This window comes from Microbacterium sp., from assembly GCF_035277845.1.
In the GTDB taxonomy this organism is placed as follows: Bacteria; Actinomycetota; Actinomycetes; order Actinomycetales; family Microbacteriaceae; genus Microbacterium.
In genome coordinates this window covers 1-16,256 of sequence record NZ_DATEJS010000022.1, presented here as the reverse complement: position 1 = coordinate 16,256, position 16,256 = coordinate 1, and the positions used below count along the sequence as shown (strand labels likewise).

The following is a 16,256-nucleotide window of genomic DNA, read 5'->3' as shown; positions in this document are numbered from 1 at the left end:
CGTCCTCCGTCGCGGAGGTGCGCAGGAAATACGACACCGAGCCCTCGGACGCGGACGCCAGCTCCTCGAGATCCTCGTGCACGAGACGCAGCAGACGCTCGACGACCGCGGTCTCGAGCGCCTCCTTCGAGGCGAAGTGGTACAGCAGCCCGCCCTTGGAGACGCCCGCGGCGCGGGCGACGGCATCCATCGTCGCGGCGCGCGCGCCCTCATGGCTGAGGATCTGCTCGAACGCATCGAGCACGACCTCACGGGCACGGGGCGGGCGACTCATCGCGTCCAGGCTATCCGGTCGTCATCCGGCGGGGTTTCGGGTGATTGTGATACTGTACCGGCTAGACGGTATAGAAATGAGCTGATACCCGTGTCCGTCCAGACCGCCACCCTCCGCATCGCGCCCACCACGACGTCCATCCCGCAGCGCGCGGGCTGGCGCGGGTGGATCGCGCTCGCGGTGCTGATGCTTCCCGTGCTGCTCGCGTCCGTCGACCACACCGCGCTCAACTTCGCGCTGCCGCAGATCGCGCTGCAGCTGCAGCCGACGAGCCTTCAGCAGCTGTGGATGGTCGACGTGTATCCGCTCGTGCTCGCCGGCATGCTCGTGACGATGGGCGTGCTCGGGGACCGTTTCGGACGCCGCCGGATGCTGCTCATCGGCGCCACCGGCTTCGCCGCGATCTCCGCGCTCGCCGCGTTCGCTCCGAGCGCCGGCTGGCTGATCGCCGCCCGCGCCGGCATGGGCGTGTTCGGCGCGGTGCTGATGCCGGCCACCCTGTCGCTCATCCGCGGCATCTTCGCCGACCGCAACCAGCGCCGTCTCGCCATCGCCGTGTGGGCGGCGGCGTTCTCGGCAGGCGGCGCGCTCGGACCCGTCGTCGGCGGGTTCCTCCTCGCGCACTACTCGTGGGGGTCGGTCTTCCTCATCGCGGTGCCGGTGCTCGTGCCGCTGCTGGTCCTCGCGCCGTTCCTCATCCCGGAGAGCCGCGACCCCGACCCGGGCCGCATCGACATCCCGAGCATCCTGCTCTCGATGGCGACGATGGTGAGCGTCGTGTACGCCGTCAAGGAGGTCGCGATCGAAGGCGTCACCTCGGTGGACCTCGGCCTGTTCGCCCTCGGCCTGGCCCTCGGCGCCCTGTTCGTGCGCCGCCAGCTGCGGTCCCCGCAGCCGCTGTTCGACGTGCGGCTGTTCACCGTCGGCGTCTTCACCGGCGCGCTGCTCGTGAACCTGCTGAGCGTCGTGGCGTTCATGGGCTTCGAGTTCTTCATCGCCCAGCACCTGCAGCTCGTGCTGGGGATGAGCGCGCTCGAATCGGCGTTCGTGCTGCTGCCGGGAGTGCTCGCCATGATGGTCGCGGGTCTCGTCATCGTCCCGGTCTCCCGTCGCGTGTCGCCGCGCGTGCTGCTGCCGGCCACCCTCGCCGTGGCCGCGGTCGGCTACGCGCTCATCGCCTTCGTGGCGCGCGACCACGCGCTCGCGCTGCCCGTGATCGCATCGGTCCTCATCGGCACCGGCATCGGCATGACCGAGACCGTCTCGAACGAGCTCGCGCTGTCGGCCGCGCCCGCCGCCAAGGCCGGCGCCGCGAGCGCCGTGTCCGAGACCGCGTACGAGGTGGGCGCCGTGCTGGGCACGACCATCCTCGGCGGCATCCTGACCGCGCTGTACCGGGCCGGCCTGGAACCGCCCGCGGGGATCCCGCAGGATGCCGCCGCGCATGCGAGCGACACCCTGGCCGGTGCGGTCCACGCCGCCGAGCAGCTCGGCGGCCCGATCGGCGACGCGCTGTGGCACGCCGCGACGTCCGCCTTCGACTCCGGCGTGACGGTCACCGCGGTGATCGGGGCCGTGGTCGTCGTCCTGGCCGCCCTGGTCGCAGCCGTTACGCTGGGAAGGTCCCGCGCGTCGCACCGGAAGTGACGCGCCCAACAGGCGAGGAGAGCAATGTCGCGCGTCGTGAAGCTGGCCGTCATCCCCGGTGACGGCATCGGGCCCGAGGTCGTCGCGGAGGCCGAGAAGGTGCTGGACGCCGCGACCGCCGCGTCGGAGGTCACCTTCGACAAGACGCGCTTCTCGCTCGGCGCCGCACGGTACCTGGAGACCGGCGACACGCTCACGGATGCCGACCTCGATGCGATCCGCTCCCACGACGCGATCCTGCTCGGCGCCGTCGGCGGCACGCCCGGCGACCCGCGTCTGAAGGACGCGAACATCGAGCGCGGGCTGCTGCTGAAGCTGCGGTTCGAACTCGACCACTACGTCAACCTGCGCCCGTCGAAGCTGTACCCGGCCTTCGGCGGTCCGCTCGCGAATCCCGGCGAGATCGACTTCGTCGTCGTCCGCGAGGGCACCGAGGGCCCGTACGTCGGCAACGGCGGGTCGATCCGCCGGGGCACGCCCCACGAGGTCGCCAACGAGACCTCGGTGAACACCGCCTACGGCGTCGAGCGCGTGGTGCGCTACGCGTTCGACCTCGCCGAGCGTCGCCGGCGGAAGCTCACCCTGGTGCACAAGACCAACGTGCTGGTGCACGCGGGGGGCATGTGGAAGCGCATCCTCGACGACGTGGCGCGGGAGCACCCCGGCGTGACCGTAGACTATCTGCACGTCGACGCGGCCACGATCTTCCTGGTCACGAACCCCGACCGCTTCGACGTGATCGTCACCGACAACCTGTTCGGCGACATCCTCACGGACCTGGCCGGCGCCGTCACCGGTGGCATCGGCCTCGCCGCATCCGGGAACATCAACCCGGACGGCGCATTCCCGTCGATGTTCGAGCCCGTCCACGGATCGGCGCCCGACATCGCAGGACAGCAGAAGGCCGACCCCACCGCTGCGATCCTCTCGGTCGCCCTGCTGCTCGACCACCTCGGGCTGCCGGACGAAGCCGCCGCCGTCACCCGCGCCGTCGAATCCGACATCGCCCAGCGCGGTTCCGCAGCGCGCACCACCGCCGCAGTCGGCGACGCGATCGTCGCCCGCCTGCAGGCGTAATCTGAGAATCACGGCGCCAACGCCGTCGCCTTCGACCTGTCAGGACACGAATCATGACCATCGAAATCCCCCTTCAGGCTCCCTCACCCGCAGGACTGATCTGGAGGGTCACCCGCAACGAGGACGCCGCCTCCGACACCGATCGCGAAGCGATCCTGGAAGCCCCCGGCTTCGGCCAGTACTTCACCGACCACATGGTCGACCTGTGCTGGTCCGAGAAGGGCGGCTGGCACCGGCCGCGCGTCTCCCCGTACGGACCCATCCCGCTCGATCCGGCCGCGGCCGTGCTGCACTACTCGCAGGAGATCTTCGAGGGGCTCAAGGCCTACCGCCACGACGACGGCTCGGTGTGGAGCTTCCGCCCCGACCAGAACGCCGCGCGGATGCAGCGCTCCGCTCGTCGGCTGGCGCTGCCCGAACTGCCCTCCGAGCTGTTCATCGAATCGCTCAAGCAGCTCATCGCGGTGGACTCCGCCTGGGTGCCCAGCAACCCGGAGGAGAGCCTGTATCTGCGCCCCTTCATGTTCGCCAAAGAGGCGTTCCTCGGCGTGCGCGCGGCGAAGAAGGTCGGCTACTACCTCATCGCCAGCCCGGCCGGCCCGTACTTCCCGACCGGCGTCGCGCCGGTGAACATCTGGCTGTCCACCACCTACGCCCGCGCCGGCCACGGCGGCACGGGCGCGGCGAAGACCGGCGGCAACTACGCGTCGAGCCTGCTCCCGCAGGCCGAGGCGTACGAGAAGGGCTGCCAGCAGGTGCTCTTCCTCGACGGCGAGTACATCGAGGAGCTCGGCGGCATGAACGTCGTGCTCGTCACGCGCGACGGGCGCCTGATCACCCCGCAGTCGGACTCGATCCTCGCGGGCATCACGCTCGCGTCGATCCTGGAGCTGGCGAAGGACCGCGGCCTCGCGGTCGAGCAGCGCAAGCTCTCCATCAACGAGTGGCGCGAGGGCGCCGAATCGGGCGAGATCGTCGGCGCGTTCGCGTGCGGCACGGCCGCCGTCGTCGTGCCGATCGGAAAGCTGATGGGCGACGACATCGAGATCGTCCACGAGGGCCCGCAGTCCACCGAGCTCGCCATGTCGCTGCGCGAAGAGCTCACCGGCATCCAGTACGGCCGCGTCGAAGACCGCCACGGCTGGATGCTGCGTCTCGACGCCTGACCGCCCGGATCCGCGAACCCTCACCCGAGTACGCGAACCCTCACTGGAATACGCCTTCCGCGCGTATCCCGGTGAGGGTTCGCGTATTCCGGGCAGGGCTCGCGGCATAGGCTGAGCGGGTGAGGATCGCTCGTTTCAGCCACCAGGACGCCATCAAGTACGGAATCGTGGACGACACCGATCTGGTGGTGCTCGCGGGCGACCCGATGTTCGCGGGCTTCGACACGACCGGCGAGCGGGTTCCGCTGGCGGATGCCGCGCTGCTGGCCCCCGTGATCCCGCGCTCGAAGGTGGTCTGCGTCGGCAAGAACTACCGCGATCACGCCGCGGAGATGGGCGGCGAAGCGCCCGAGGAGCCGCTCCTGTTCCTCAAGCCCAACACCGCCGTCATCGGCCCGGGCGACTCGATCGTGCGGCCGCCGCAGTCGCAGCGCACCGACTTCGAAGGCGAGCTCGCCGTGGTCATCGGCCGGATCGCCAAGAACGTCCCGGCCGACCGGGCGCTGGAGTACGTGTTCGGGTACACGATCGGGAACGACGTGACCGCCCGCGACCTGCAGCACTCCGACGGCCAGTGGACGCGCGCGAAGGGGTTCGACACGTTCTGCCCGCTCGGTCCTGCGATCGAGACCGAGTTCGACATCGCGGACGCGATCCTCACCTCCCGGGTCGACGGCGAGGTGCGCCAGCAGGCGCTGCTGACCGACATGATCCACGGCATCCCCGCGATCATCGAGTACGCATCGGCCGTGTTCACGCTGCTGCCCGGCGACGTCATCCTCACCGGCACCCCGGCCGGCATCGGTCCCTTCACGGCGGGCCAGACGGTCGAGATCGAGATCACCGGACTCGGGCTGCTGCGCAACACCGCCCGCGACGCATGAGCGGAACCGTCGCCGTCGACGGCCGCACGTTCGACCTCGCCGCGCTGAGGCGCCGCACCCTGTGGGTGCTGTCCATCGGCCAGGTGCTCGGCGGCCTGGCGTTCGGTGCGACCGTCTCGCTCGGGGCGGTGCTCGCGGCGTCCGTGTCGGGGCAGGATGCCTTGTCGGGCCTCGCCGCCGCCTCCACCACGCTCGGTGCGGCGATCGCGGCCATACCGCTCGCGCGGCTCGCACGCCGTCGCGGCCGCCGTCCTGCGCTCAGCACCGGCATGGCCGTCGCGCTGGCCGGCGTGATGCTCGTGCTGGTCGCGGGCGGCCTCCGATCCTTCCCCGTGCTCATCGCGGGATTCCTGCTGATCGGCAGCGGGCAGGCGGCGAACCTGCAGTCCCGCTTCGCCGCCGTCGACCTCGCCACCGACCGTTCGCGCGGACGCGACCTGTCGGTGGTGGTGTGGGCGACGACCATCGGCGCGGTGCTCGGTCCGAACCTCGTGGGCCCCGGCGAGGCGCTGGGTGACGCACTGGGGATGCCGCACCTGACCGGACCGTACCTGTTCACGGTCGCGGCGCAGCTGCTCGGCATCGCCCTGTACCTGTCGGCGCTGCGGCCGGACCCGCTGCGCCTCGCCGATCGGATCGCCGCCGGCGCGAGCGCGGTGCGGTCCGCGGTGATGCACACCGACCGGCCGCGCGCAGCCCGCTACGCGATCTTCGCGACGGCGGCCGCGCACGGCGTGATGGCCTCCGTCATGGCGATGACGCCGATCCACCTGATGGGGGAGGGCGCCACCATCGAGATCGTCGGCCTCACGATCTCGCTGCACATCCTCGGCATGTACGGGCTGTCGCCGGTGTTCGGCATCCTCGCCGACCGCGTCGGCCGCGTGGCGACGATCCTGCTCGGCCAGGCGCTGTTCGTCGGCGCTCTCACCACCGCGGCCCTCGGCCAGATGTCGACCTTCGCCGTCACGATCGGGCTCATCCTCTTGGGTCTCGGCTGGAGCGCCTCCACGGTGGCGGGGTCCGCGCTGCTGACCGAGGCGTCCGCGGAGGCGCTGCGCACACGCCGGCAGGGCCGCAGCGACCTCGCGATGAACCTCGTCGGCAGCATCGGCGCGATCCTCGCGGGCGTCATCCTGGGCCGGCTCGGCTACGCGGGACTCGCCTGGTGCGCCCTCGCCATCGTGGTGGTCGTCGCGGCGCTGTCCCCGCTCGGACGCCACCGGCATCCGACCGTCGCCCCGGAGTCGGAGCGCGCGCGCACATAGACTGGAAAGCGTGCCTGCGAACCCGCATCCCCTCACCACGACCGCCTCGGGAGCCGACGTCCGCGTCCGCTTCTGCCCGTCTCCCACCGGCCTGCCGCACGTCGGCATGGTGCGCACCGCCCTGTACAACTGGGCCTACGCGCGTCACACCGGCGGCAAGCTGATCTTCCGGGTCGAGGACACGGATGCCGCCCGCGACAGCGAGGAGAGCTACCGTCAGCTCGTCGACGCGCTGACGTGGCTCGAGATCGACTGGGACGAGGGCGTCGAGGTCGGCGGACCGCACGAACCGTACCGGCAGTCGCTGCGGCACGACATCTACGTGGGCGTCATGGAGAAGCTGCTGGCCACCGGGCTCGTGTACGAGAGCTACTCGACGGCCGAGGAGATCGACGCGCGCAATGAGGCCGCGGGCCGCGCCAAGCAGCTCGGCTACGACAACTTCGACCGCGACCTCACCGACGAGCAGAGGGCCGCGTTCCGGGCGGAGGGCCGCGAGCCCGCCTACCGGCTGCGCGTCCCCGACGAGGACCTGACGTACGTGGACCTCATCCGCGGCGAGGTGACGTTCCCGGCGGGCTCCTTCCCCGACTTCGTGATCGTGCGCGCCGGCGGCAAGTTCCTGTACACGTTCACGAACCCGGTCGACGACGCCCTCATGGGCATCACGCACGTCATCCGCGGCGAGGACCTCATGCCGTCGACCGCGCGGCAGCTGGCCCTCTACGACGCGCTCATCACGGCCGGGGTCACCGGTTTCATGCCGCGCTTCGGGCACATGCCGCTCGTGCTCGGCGAGACCGGCAACAAGAAGCTCTCCAAGCGCGATCCGCAGGCCGACCTGTTCCTGCAGCGGGACAAGGGCTTCATCCACGAAGGTCTGCTGAACTACCTGGCCCTCCTCGGCTGGTCGATCGGACCGGACCGCGACATCTTCTCGCTCGAGGAGTTCACCGCGGCGTTCGACATCGCCGACGTCAACCCGAACCCGGCGCGCTTCGACCAGAAGAAGGCGGAGTCGATCAACGGCGACCACATCAGGATGCTGGGCGAGCGCGACTTCGCGGAGCGGATGATGCCCTACCTCGCCGACGCCGGCGTGTTCGGCGGGGAGCCGACCCATGAGCAGCTGGTGCTGGCGTTCCGTGCCGCGCCACTCGTGCAGGCGCGCGTGCAGCTGCTCGGCGAGGTGCCCGGCATGCTCGGCTTCCTGTTCACCGATCAGGTCGACTACACCGAGGACGCCCTGAAGTCGCTTCCGGAGAACGCGAACGAGGTGCTCGTGGCATCCGTCGCGGCCCTCCAGGACGTGCCGGAGGGCTCGTTCACCACGACGGCCGTGCAGGACGCGCTCTCGAGCATCCTGATCACGCCCGTGGAGGAGGGCGGCCTCGGCTTGAAGCCCCGTGTCGCCTACGGCCCGCTGCGCGTCGCGCTCAGCGGTCGGCGCGTGTCGCCGCCGCTGTTCGAGTCGATGGAGCTGCTCGGCAAGGCGGAATCCATCCGTCGCCTCGGCGCCCTGGTCGACGCGCGCGGCTGACGCGCTCGGTTTGGCGGACCGGGCGGCGCCGGGTAGAGTGGTTACTCGTGCCGCCCAGTGCGACACAGTCCCGAACCGCGAGGTTCAGGCATCGGCGATACGCCGGTGGGGTATGGTGTAATTGGCAACACGGCTGATTCTGGTTCAGTTGTTCTTGGTTCGAGTCCAGGTACCCCAGCTTCGAGAAACCCCCGGGAGACCGGGGGTTTTCTGGTTCCCCGGCGTCGTTCAGCCGGCCCCGTCGATGAGCTCGAGCAGGGCCCGGAGGGCATCGCGGATCTCGGTGTGGTCGTACTGGCCGGCACGGCTCTCGGCCGAGATCACACCCGACCGGTGCACCTTCCGGAAGTCGCCGTACGGGAACGAGTAGGCCTGCTTCGTGTGGCCGTTCTCGCTCCTGTCGACGCCGAGGTGCCAATGCGAGAACTCCGTCCACCCCTCACGATCGATGAACGCGTTCTCCGCGTCTGCGTCGGGCGCCGCTTCCGACCAGTCGTCGCGCTCGTCGCGGACGACTTTGCCCTCGCGCACGAGGGAACGCGCGTGCTGGAGGGCGGGCTGATTCAGTTCGATAGCCATACCGCCACGATAGGAACGGCGTGCGCGGCTCGCGAGGGGCTTGACGACGCGGGTCGGCCGACCTAGCGGTGGCCGACCGGACTGAGGCCGACTCGCGCGGACACGGGGCGCAGCCGCGCCGAGACGAAGCGGCCGCCGAGCGCGGGCGAGGCACCCGACCGCAGCGCAGCCGCATCGAGGCGCGCCTGTCGGCGCCCGTCGATGGCGCAGCCCGCGTCGAGGGCGACGAGGATCACGATCTCGTCCTCGCGCGCGGTCGCGACCCCGCCGTCGACGGTCTCGACCTCGGCGGTCCAGGCATCCCTCCGCGTCATCACGTTCAGATCGAGGAAGCCCTCCTGGCTCGGCAGCGCGGTGACGGCATCCTCCCCGTCGAACACGGCGATGCCCTCGGGCTGCAGCGTGACGGACCGGCCGTTGATGGTGAGATCGACCGCACCCGGGCCGAGCGCGACCTGCCCGCGGCTGACGCCCGGGTACGGGCTGTAGGGCTGAGCGCCGGTGATCTCGGCGATGCTGATGCGCCAGGTCCAGTCATCCGCGCCGTCGCCGTCGCCGAACAGGTTCCGCGTGATTCCCCGCCCGTTCTTCCACGGACGCGGCTCGATCTCGGCGTAGTCGACGAAGCTCAGGATGTCGGTCATGTCGTGCGGCCTCTCGCAGGTCGTCGGGCACAGTGCTCCCCATGCTAAGCGGTGCGTCAGGCGGCGGTACCGTGGAACCGGGATCTCCGGCGCCGGTGTGCGGGCCGAACTCGACGAAGGGCGGTCGCGTGCCGGGAACGCAGACGCACCGCGTGCGCGGTGTCACCAGCTCGCTCGTCGCGAGCGTGCTGTTCGGCGGGATGTTCCTCCTCTACGGCGTGGTCGACGCGTCGGCGGAGTCGCAGTTCGGATGGCGCATGATCGTGACCGTGCTCTGCTACGGCGCGGCCCTCGCCACGCGAGCGGGGCGTGCCGCCCTGCTGCAGCTGTGGAACGTGCTCGCGTCCGCGTGGTGGATGCCGCTGATCCTGCTGCTGCTGAGCGCTCTGGTGGGCTTCCAGATGTGGCTGTTCGCGTGGACGCCCGGGCACGGCTACGGCCTCGACGCGTCTCTCGGCTACCTGCTGCTGCCCATCGCCCTCGTGCTCATCGGCCGGCTGCTGTTCGGCGAACAGGTGAGCAGCCTGCAGTGGATCGCGGTGGCTGTCGCGGTCGCCGCCGTCGTCGCGAAGATCGTGCTCACCGCGGCGGTGTCGTGGGTGACGTTCGCGGTCTGCATCGGCTACGCCGTGTACTTCACGGTGCGCAAGCACACCCGCCTCGACCTGCCCGCGACGTTCGGGGGAGAGGTGGTGCTCCTGCTCCCGGTCGCCGTCGGGTTCGTGATCTTCGCGCCCGGCGCCACCACGGCGGGCGGGCAGACCGCGGTGCTGATCGCGGGCTTCGCCGGGATGCTGGCGATGTCGGCGTACCTCGGGGCATCCCGGCTGCTCACGCTGCCGCTGTTCGGGCTGCTGAGCTACGTGGAGCCGGTGCTGATGTTCGTCGTGTCCTTGCTTCTCGGCGAACGCCTGCACCCGTACGACGGTGCGGTGTACGGCCTGCTCGCCGTGGCGCTGGCGGTGCTCGCCGTCGACGGGTTCCGCGCCTCGCGCGCGATCGGCACCGCACCGGCGTGACCCCGGGGCGCGGCAGCGGGCTGCCGTGCGGACGCAGGCGCGTGGCATGATCGGGGCATGCCCGCCCGGATGCACCGCTACACCGCGCTCGGCAGCTCGTTCGCGTCCGGTCCGGGGATCCCACCGATGATCGACCCGATCGCCGGCCGCTCCGGAGCGAACTATCCGCACCTGCTCGCCGCAGCCCTCGGCCTCGACCTCACCGACCTGACCGTCTCCGGCGCGACCACGGCGACGATCCTCGACCGGCCCCAGGCCACGATGATCGGCCGGTCATACCCTCCGCAGCTGCAGGGCCTGCGCTCGGACGCCGACCTCGTCACCCTGACCGCGGGCGGCAACGACCTCGGCTACCTGGGCGCCATGCTCCTGACCGCCTGGAACCGGGTGGACCCGGACGGCGGCTTCGCCGAGGCGGTGGGACCGGATTTCGCGCACGGCATCGTCGAGCCGACCGAGGCGACGATCGCCGAGGCTGCGGCGGGACTCGTCGAGATCGCCCGGCGGGTGCGTCTGCGGGCGCCGGGCGCGCGCGTGCTGCTGGTGGACTACCTGACCATCGTCGGCGACGAGACCGCGCCGTCCGACGACATCCCGCTGCAGCCCGCCGAGCTCGAGGCGTTCCGGCGCATCCGGGCGGGCCTCGAGACCGCGTTCGTGGTCGCCGCCGAGGCGACCGGCGCGGAGCTCGTTCGTGGCTCGGCGATCAGCCGCGGGCATGCTCTCGGGTCTGCCGAGCCGTGGGTGAACCCGTTCATCCCGGAGCTGCGCACGACTCTCGGATCGTTCCACCCGAATGCGGCCGGAATGGCCGCCGTCGCCGACGAGCTCGTCCGGCACCTGGGCTGACCTGCGGCTCCCGCGTCAGTGGATGGGCTTGCCGTCGACCCCGCGAGGTCGCACCGGGTGCTCGCTCAGGATCGAGATGCGGTTGAACGTGTTGATCGTCACCGCGATCCACTCCGCCGCGACGAAGCCGTCGTCCCCGAGGACGCCGCGGGCAGCGGCGAGGTCGGCCTTGGACTCCTCGGTCAGGGGGAGCACGGTCGCCGCCTCCGCGATCGCGAGGAGGGCCTGCTCGCGATCCGAGTACAGCTTCGATTCGCGCCACGCGGGCAGCATGTCGAGCTTCTGCTGCGGGATGCCGGTCGCCCGGGCCTCCCGCGAGTGCAGATCGAGGCAGAACGCGCATCCGTTCAGCTCCGATGCCCGCACCTTGATGAACTCGGTCTCCTGTGCCGTCAGGCCGAGCCTCATCGCCTCGGCGGTGACGGTCGCCGAGTAGGCCGAGGCGGCCTTCCAGATCTCGGGGGCGGCCTTGTCCAGGTACGGGCGCATGCTGATCCTCACGGCAGTCGGATGTGACGTCGGATCCCTACGGTAGTCGCCCGGGCCCGGGCCGGCGGGCGTCGTCGCCGGGAGCGACGACATCCCGCGCGAGTAGGGTGGCGGGGTGCCCGACACCACCGCGACCCGCCCCCGAAGCGGGTGGCCGGTCGCGGCCCTCAGCCTCGGCACGCTTCTCAACCCGCTGAACTCGTCGATGATCGCGGTGGCGCTCGTGCCCCTGCAGCACGATCTGCGCACCGATGTCACCAGCGTGACGTGGGTCATCACCTCGTTCTACCTGGCATCTGCGGCGGGCCAGCCCCTGATGGGCCGGCTCGGGGACCGCTTCGGACCGCGGCGCCTGTTCCTCTTCGGGATGCTGGTCGTCATCCTCGCCTGCGCACTCACGCCGTTCGCCCGGTCGTTGCCGGCGGTGTGCGCGGGACGCGTGCTGCTGGCCGTCGGCACCGCGACGGCGTTCCCCTCCGCCATCTCGATGCTGCGGCCCATCGCCGCGGCGAGCGGCGTCGGATCGGCGCGTCTGCTCGGCCGCATCCAGATGGCCAACACCTCCGGCGCGGCGATCGGGCCGGTGCTGGGCGGCGCGCTCGTCACCTTCCTCGGCTGGCCGGCGATCTTCTGGGTCAACGTGCCGCTCGCCGCGCTCACGTTCCTCGGGGTGCTGCTGCTCGCGCCTCCCGACCCGGAGCGGGAGCGCACCCCGCTGCGGCGGACGCTCGCCGAGAGCGACATCCCGGGCATCCTGCTGTTCGTCGCGACGCTGAGCTCGCTGCTCGTGTTCCTGCTCGACCTGCGTCCGGTGCCGCTGTGGTGGCTGCTGCCCGTGTGCGCCGCGGCCGGTGCGCTGTTCGCCTGGCGCGAGCTCCGCGCCGCGCATCCGTTCATCGACCTGCGGATGCTCGCCGCGAACCGAGCACTGCTGCTGGTGTACCTCTGCTTCGCGATCTTCAACGTCGTCTACTACTCGGCGTTCTTCGGCCTGCCGCAGTTCCTGCAGGAACACGACGGCTTCCCCGCGGGGGTGACCGGGCTGTTGATGTTCCCCCTCGCCGCGGTGACGATCGTGATCACCCCGCTCGCGGCACGCTCGATCGAACGATTCGGACTGCGGCGCACGCTGCTGACCGGGGCGGTGGCTCTCATCGCGGGCGCCGCGCTGCTCGCGCTCGCCGCCGCCGGTCCCGCGCCGTGGCTCGTGCTCGTCGTCACGGCCGCGCTCGGCATCCCGTACTGCGTCGTGTCCATCACCATGAACCAGGCGCTGTACACGGCGGCCCGGCCGCAGGACGCCGGGGTGGCGGCCGGCATCTTCCAGACGTCGCGCTACGTCGGCGCGATCGTGGCCACGACCATCCTCGGCCTGCTGTTCAGCGGCGGGGTGACCGGCGGCACCTGGCTGGTCGCCGTCGGCGCCGCGACGGGACTCGCGGTGGTGCACCTCGGCATCCTCGCCTTCACCCGCACCCGGACCCCGCGCGCGGAGGCGTGAGCGCTCAGATGTCGCGTTCGCGCGCCGGATCCCACGGTCGGGCCCAGCCGGTCGATTCGAGGATGTCGTCGAGCAGCATGGCCGTGAACCCCCAGACGATCGTGCCGTGCACGTCGAAGGCGGGGCCGCGGAACTCCCGCGGGCCGGCGCGGAACACCGAGGTGAAGCGGTTGCGGGGCTCGATCAGCTGAGCGAGCGGCACGCGTGCGACGGCCTCGGTCTCGGCCGCGTCGACGGCTGTCACCGGCGACGGCGTCCGCCACCAGGCCACGACGGGGGTGACCACGTGGTCGCTCACCGGCAGCGACCGGTCGTCCAGGGTGCCCAGGACGTCGACGCCGGACGGGTCGAGCCCGGTCTCCTCGACGGCTTCGCGCAGGGCGGTCGCGACGGAATCCGGATCGCCCGCCTCACGTCCGCCGCCGGGGAACGACACTTGGCCGGGGTGGGACCCGAGCGTCGCGGCCCGCAGCTGCAGCAGCACGTCGAGGTGCTCCGGCGCGAGCAGCGCGGCGTCGTCGGGCGCACCCGCCACCGTGCCGAACAGGATCAGCACGGACGCCGCGCGGGGGTTCTGCGGGTTCGGCAGGGCGCGCGCGTACCGCCAGGGGATGCCGGCGTCCACGGCGCGCTGCAGCGCCTGACGCACGTCCTCGGTGGCGTACACGGGTGGTGTCGTCGCGGTCACAGAACCTCCCACAGCAGGATACGGGCAGGCGCGGCGCGGCGGCCGGTCTCAGGTTCACGACCCGGCGCCGGCGGTGCACTCGTACAGGCCGGACGTGCCCGCATCGGTGACCTGGGTGCAGTGCGCCGTCACCCACGCCTGGATCTGCGTGGCGGTGCTGCCCGCCGCGGCGCCGTTCATCCCGCCGCCGGCCTCTGAGACGAGCACGTCCTTCACGTCGCCGCTCGCGACCAGGGCCGTGAACTGCGCGAGGCTCGGCACCGGGTCGGATCCGCTGAAGCCGCCGATCGGCAGCACCGAGGCGCCGTCGGTCTGCAGGATGATGCCGGCCGCCGTCTGCGCGCCGAACACCGCGACGAGGTACTTCGCGTCGCCCCGGTGCTGCTGCAGGTAGGCGAGGGTCGTCGAGCTGACGGCGCTGCCGAGGCCCGCTCCGGTGCCGGGACCGGCCGCGCCGCCGGCCGTGGCACCGCCGATTCCGCCGCCGGGGCCGCCGCCGAGACCCGGCATCCCCTGACCGCTCGTGCCTCCGCGGGCACCTCGCCCGCCGGGCCCGCCCTGGCCGCCGAAGGCTCCCTGTCCGCCGAACCCGCCCTGCCCGCCGAACCCGCCCTGGCCGCCCAGGTCGGACACGCCGCCCGCGACCGGGTTGATCGAACTCGGGTTCGCGATCGTGGTCGCCGCCCACACCGCCGGGGTCAGCAGCATCCCGCCGGCGGCGACCACCGCGGTGACCGTCCGGATGGCCCGGACCCGCGAGTCTCCCAGGATCATGGCGATGCCGCCCGCGGCCAGCGCGAGCTGTACGAGCGAGACCCCGATCGAGTAGCCGCCGTACACGAATCCGATCACCACCGCCGTGACCGCCGCCGTCGCGACGAGAGCCACCTGCGGCCAGCGCACGTGCCGTCGCCGGGCGACGGCGAACGCGAGCCCGATCGCGAGGGCCATCGGAACAGCGAGCGCGGCCGTGTAGAACTGGTGCATCCCGGCCACCGCCGAGAACATCGCGAGGAAGGTCACGAGCCACACCCCGATGAACGTGGTGACGGCCGGGCGCCAGCGCAGCACGGCGAGGGCGACGATGCCGACGAGCGCGGCGGGGATGAGCCACGCGATCTGACCGGCCAGCTGCTCGTCGAACAGCCGCAGCACGCCCGGATCTCCGGAGAACGGGGGAGTGAACGAGTTGTAGGCGCTCGCGTCACTCGTGCTGGACCCGAAGCGTCCCAGGGCGTTGTAGCCGAACACCATCTCCCACGGATCGTTGTGCAGGGTGCTGCCGATGTAGGGGCGCGCGGATGCCGGGATCATGGCGACGACGACGATCCACGTCACGGACAGCGCTGCGCTGGTGAGGCCGGCGACGAGGGTCTGCCCGATGCGTCGCAGCCAGGGCTGCTTCGTGCACAGCCAGGCGGCCGCGAGCGCGGGCCACACCGCCCAGGCCTCGATCATGTACGCCTGGAACGACACTGCGATGAAGACGCCGGTGAGCATCAGCCACCCGAAACCGACGCGTGTCAGCGCCTTCACGGCGGCCCATGCCGTGAGCGCGAGCCCCAGCACGAAGAAGGTCTCGGGCTGGTTCGACCGCGCCACGGCGGCGAGGATCGGCGTGGTGGCGACGACGGTCCCGGCGACGAGTCCGGCGGTCGGTCCGGCGAGGCGCTTCCCCGCGAACGCCACGAGCAGGGCGGATGCGACGGCCGCGAGGGCGTTGGGGAGGATGACGGTGAACGTCGAGAAGCCGAAGACCTTCACGAACAGGGCCGGGACCCAGAACGATCCGGGGATCTTGTCCAGCGTGACGGTTCCGGACGGATCGAGAGCGCCGAACAGGAAGTTCGACCAGCTCTTGCTCATCGACAGGGCGATCGAGGCGTAGTAGTCCGACTGCGAGCCGGACCAGATCCCCCAGGTCGTCAGGACGGTCGCGAGAACGCCGAGGACGACGAGGCCCGCGGTCCACCCGGTCGGACGGCGTCGGCGGGTCAGCGTGGGAGCGAGGGCGGACCCCGCGACAGGCGTGGTCGGGATCTCGGCGAGCGTTGTCATGACGGCGAGTCAAGGACACGCGCTCATGTGCCCTCTCGGCCAGGTCTATGAGGCGTCTATGTCGATTTCGCCTCGGTGGCGATCTCGGCCGCGGCATCCCGAGCCAGGCTCGCGTAGCCCGGAGCGTCGTCGGAGTGCTGCAGCAGAATGAGGGCGAACGCCGCCGCCCAGCCGCGCGCACGGCGCCACGTCGCCGTGTCGTACCGGCCGTCGAGTGCGGCGCGGAACGCCGAGCGTCCCGATCGGTCGAACGTCAGCCACGCGGTCGCGAGGTCGTAGGCGGGGTCGCCCGCAGTGAGGTCCCCGAAATCGATGAGGGCGACGAGCCGGTCGTCGCGGGCGATGACGTTGCCGGGATGGAGGTCCCCGTGGATCCAGACCGGGGTGCGAGCCCACTCCGGCGCGGCGAGGGCGTCCTGCCAGGCGTCCTCGAGCGCCGCGAGGACCGGCACGGGGAGAGGATGCGTCTCGCGGGCGGCGGCGAAGCGCGCCGCGACGCCGTCGACGCGGACGGCCAGGGGGACACCCCGCACGGGGTTGGGTGGATGCGTCCCGTCCGACGCGAGGTGCACG

General features: G+C 71.4%; 16 protein-coding genes and 1 tRNA gene. 10 read left to right on the top strand and 7 right to left on the bottom strand.

The window, feature by feature from the left end; translation table 11 throughout:
* On the bottom strand, positions 1-274 hold a 274-nt coding region (locus tag VJR25_RS00765; protein WP_324111521.1), incomplete at its 3' end, for a helix-turn-helix domain-containing protein.
* 90 nt (positions 275-364) lie between these two features.
* Between VJR25_RS00765 and VJR25_RS00760 the strand changes: the two genes are divergently transcribed.
* The 7 genes from VJR25_RS00760 (at position 365) to VJR25_RS00730 (ending at position 8,034) form a co-directional block, all read left to right on the top strand.
* Positions 365-1,921: an MFS transporter gene (locus VJR25_RS00760; RefSeq protein ID WP_324111519.1), complete on the top strand. Its 1,557-nt coding sequence runs from the start codon at positions 365-367 to the stop codon at positions 1,919-1,921.
* Positions 1,922-1,945: 24 nt separating this feature from the next.
* The gene (locus VJR25_RS00755; RefSeq protein ID WP_324111517.1) at positions 1,946-2,998 is read left to right on the top strand and encodes a 3-isopropylmalate dehydrogenase; all 1,053 of its coding nucleotides are present in this window, start codon (positions 1,946-1,948) and stop codon (positions 2,996-2,998) included.
* Between the two features lie 53 nt (positions 2,999-3,051).
* Positions 3,052-4,164 carry a branched-chain amino acid aminotransferase gene (locus VJR25_RS00750; RefSeq protein ID WP_324111515.1) on the top strand — a complete coding sequence of 371 codons (1,113 nt, stop codon included), beginning with the start codon at positions 3,052-3,054 and terminating at the stop codon, positions 4,162-4,164.
* A gap of 119 nt (positions 4,165-4,283) precedes the next feature.
* A complete protein-coding gene (locus tag VJR25_RS00745) occupies positions 4,284-5,048 on the top strand; it encodes a fumarylacetoacetate hydrolase family protein (RefSeq protein ID WP_324111513.1) in 765 nt (254 codons plus the stop codon).
* The gene (locus tag VJR25_RS00740) at positions 5,045-6,316 is read left to right on the top strand and encodes an MFS transporter (protein ID WP_324111511.1); all 1,272 of its coding nucleotides are present in this window, start codon (positions 5,045-5,047) and stop codon (positions 6,314-6,316) included. The genes VJR25_RS00745 and VJR25_RS00740 overlap by 4 nt, the downstream gene beginning before the upstream one ends.
* A 10-nt stretch (positions 6,317-6,326) precedes the next feature.
* A complete protein-coding gene (gltX, locus tag VJR25_RS00735) occupies positions 6,327-7,856 on the top strand; it encodes a glutamate--tRNA ligase (RefSeq protein ID WP_324111508.1) in 1,530 nt (509 codons plus the stop codon).
* Between the two features lie 106 nt (positions 7,857-7,962).
* A tRNA-Gln gene (locus VJR25_RS00730) sits at positions 7,963-8,034 on the top strand.
* 50 nt (positions 8,035-8,084) lie between these two features.
* Here VJR25_RS00730 and VJR25_RS00725 read toward each other — a convergent pair.
* Both VJR25_RS00725 and VJR25_RS00720 read right to left on the bottom strand, forming a co-directional pair.
* Positions 8,085-8,435: a hypothetical protein gene (locus tag VJR25_RS00725; protein ID WP_324111506.1), complete on the bottom strand. Its 351-nt coding sequence runs from the start codon at positions 8,433-8,435 to the stop codon at positions 8,085-8,087.
* Between the two features lie 62 nt (positions 8,436-8,497).
* Complete coding sequence (locus VJR25_RS00720) at positions 8,498-9,079, bottom strand: HutD family protein (RefSeq protein ID WP_324111504.1); 582 nt, start codon at positions 9,077-9,079, stop codon at positions 8,498-8,500.
* Positions 9,080-9,207: 128 nt separating this feature from the next.
* Between VJR25_RS00720 and rarD the strand changes: the two genes are divergently transcribed.
* Complete coding sequence (rarD, locus tag VJR25_RS00715; protein ID WP_324111502.1) at positions 9,208-10,098, top strand: EamA family transporter RarD; 891 nt, start codon at positions 9,208-9,210, stop codon at positions 10,096-10,098.
* 57 nt (positions 10,099-10,155) lie between these two features.
* Positions 10,156-10,947 carry an SGNH/GDSL hydrolase family protein gene (locus VJR25_RS00710; RefSeq protein WP_324111500.1) on the top strand — a complete coding sequence of 264 codons (792 nt, stop codon included), beginning with the start codon at positions 10,156-10,158 and terminating at the stop codon, positions 10,945-10,947.
* Positions 10,948-10,962: 15 nt separating this feature from the next.
* On the opposite strand, the gene VJR25_RS00705 is transcribed toward VJR25_RS00710, so the two are convergent.
* Entirely contained in the window at positions 10,963-11,436 is a 474-nt protein-coding gene (locus VJR25_RS00705) for a carboxymuconolactone decarboxylase family protein (RefSeq protein WP_324111498.1), read from the bottom strand.
* A 115-nt stretch (positions 11,437-11,551) separates the two neighbouring features.
* Between VJR25_RS00705 and VJR25_RS00700 the strand changes: the two genes are divergently transcribed.
* Positions 11,552-12,937, top strand: a complete 1,386-nt coding sequence (locus VJR25_RS00700; RefSeq protein WP_324111496.1) for an MFS transporter — start codon at positions 11,552-11,554, stop codon at positions 12,935-12,937.
* 4 nt (positions 12,938-12,941) lie between these two features.
* Here the strand turns inward: VJR25_RS00700 and VJR25_RS00695 are convergent, their stop codons facing one another.
* From VJR25_RS00695 to VJR25_RS00685, 3 genes are all read right to left on the bottom strand, one after another.
* Positions 12,942-13,625 carry a CoA pyrophosphatase gene (locus tag VJR25_RS00695; RefSeq protein WP_324111494.1) on the bottom strand — a complete coding sequence of 228 codons (684 nt, stop codon included), beginning with the start codon at positions 13,623-13,625 and terminating at the stop codon, positions 12,942-12,944.
* A 54-nt stretch (positions 13,626-13,679) separates the two neighbouring features.
* Positions 13,680-15,683, bottom strand: a complete 2,004-nt coding sequence (locus VJR25_RS00690; RefSeq protein WP_324111492.1) for an ArnT family glycosyltransferase — start codon at positions 15,681-15,683, stop codon at positions 13,680-13,682.
* Between the two features lie 56 nt (positions 15,684-15,739).
* On the bottom strand, positions 15,740-16,256 hold a 517-nt coding region (locus VJR25_RS00685), incomplete at its 5' end, for a phosphotransferase (protein ID WP_324111490.1).

Coding starts and splice junctions, on each gene's coding strand:
- VJR25_RS00755 (WP_324111517.1), top strand. CDS start 1,946: ATGTCGCGCGTCGTGAAGCTGGCCGTCATCCCCGGTGACGGCATCGGG.
- VJR25_RS00750 (WP_324111515.1), top strand. CDS start 3,052: ATGACCATCGAAATCCCCCTTCAGGCTCCCTCACCCGCAGGACTGATC.
- VJR25_RS00740 (WP_324111511.1), top strand. CDS start 5,045: ATGAGCGGAACCGTCGCCGTCGACGGCCGCACGTTCGACCTCGCCGCG.
- VJR25_RS00725 (WP_324111506.1), bottom strand. CDS start 8,435: ATGGCTATCGAACTGAATCAGCCCGCCCTCCAGCACGCGCGTTCCCTC.
- VJR25_RS00720 (WP_324111504.1), bottom strand. CDS start 9,079: ATGACCGACATCCTGAGCTTCGTCGACTACGCCGAGATCGAGCCGCGT.
- VJR25_RS00710 (WP_324111500.1), top strand. CDS start 10,156: ATGCCCGCCCGGATGCACCGCTACACCGCGCTCGGCAGCTCGTTCGCG.
- VJR25_RS00705 (WP_324111498.1), bottom strand. CDS start 11,436: ATGCGCCCGTACCTGGACAAGGCCGCCCCCGAGATCTGGAAGGCCGCC.
- VJR25_RS00690 (WP_324111492.1), bottom strand. CDS start 15,683: ATGACAACGCTCGCCGAGATCCCGACCACGCCTGTCGCGGGGTCCGCC.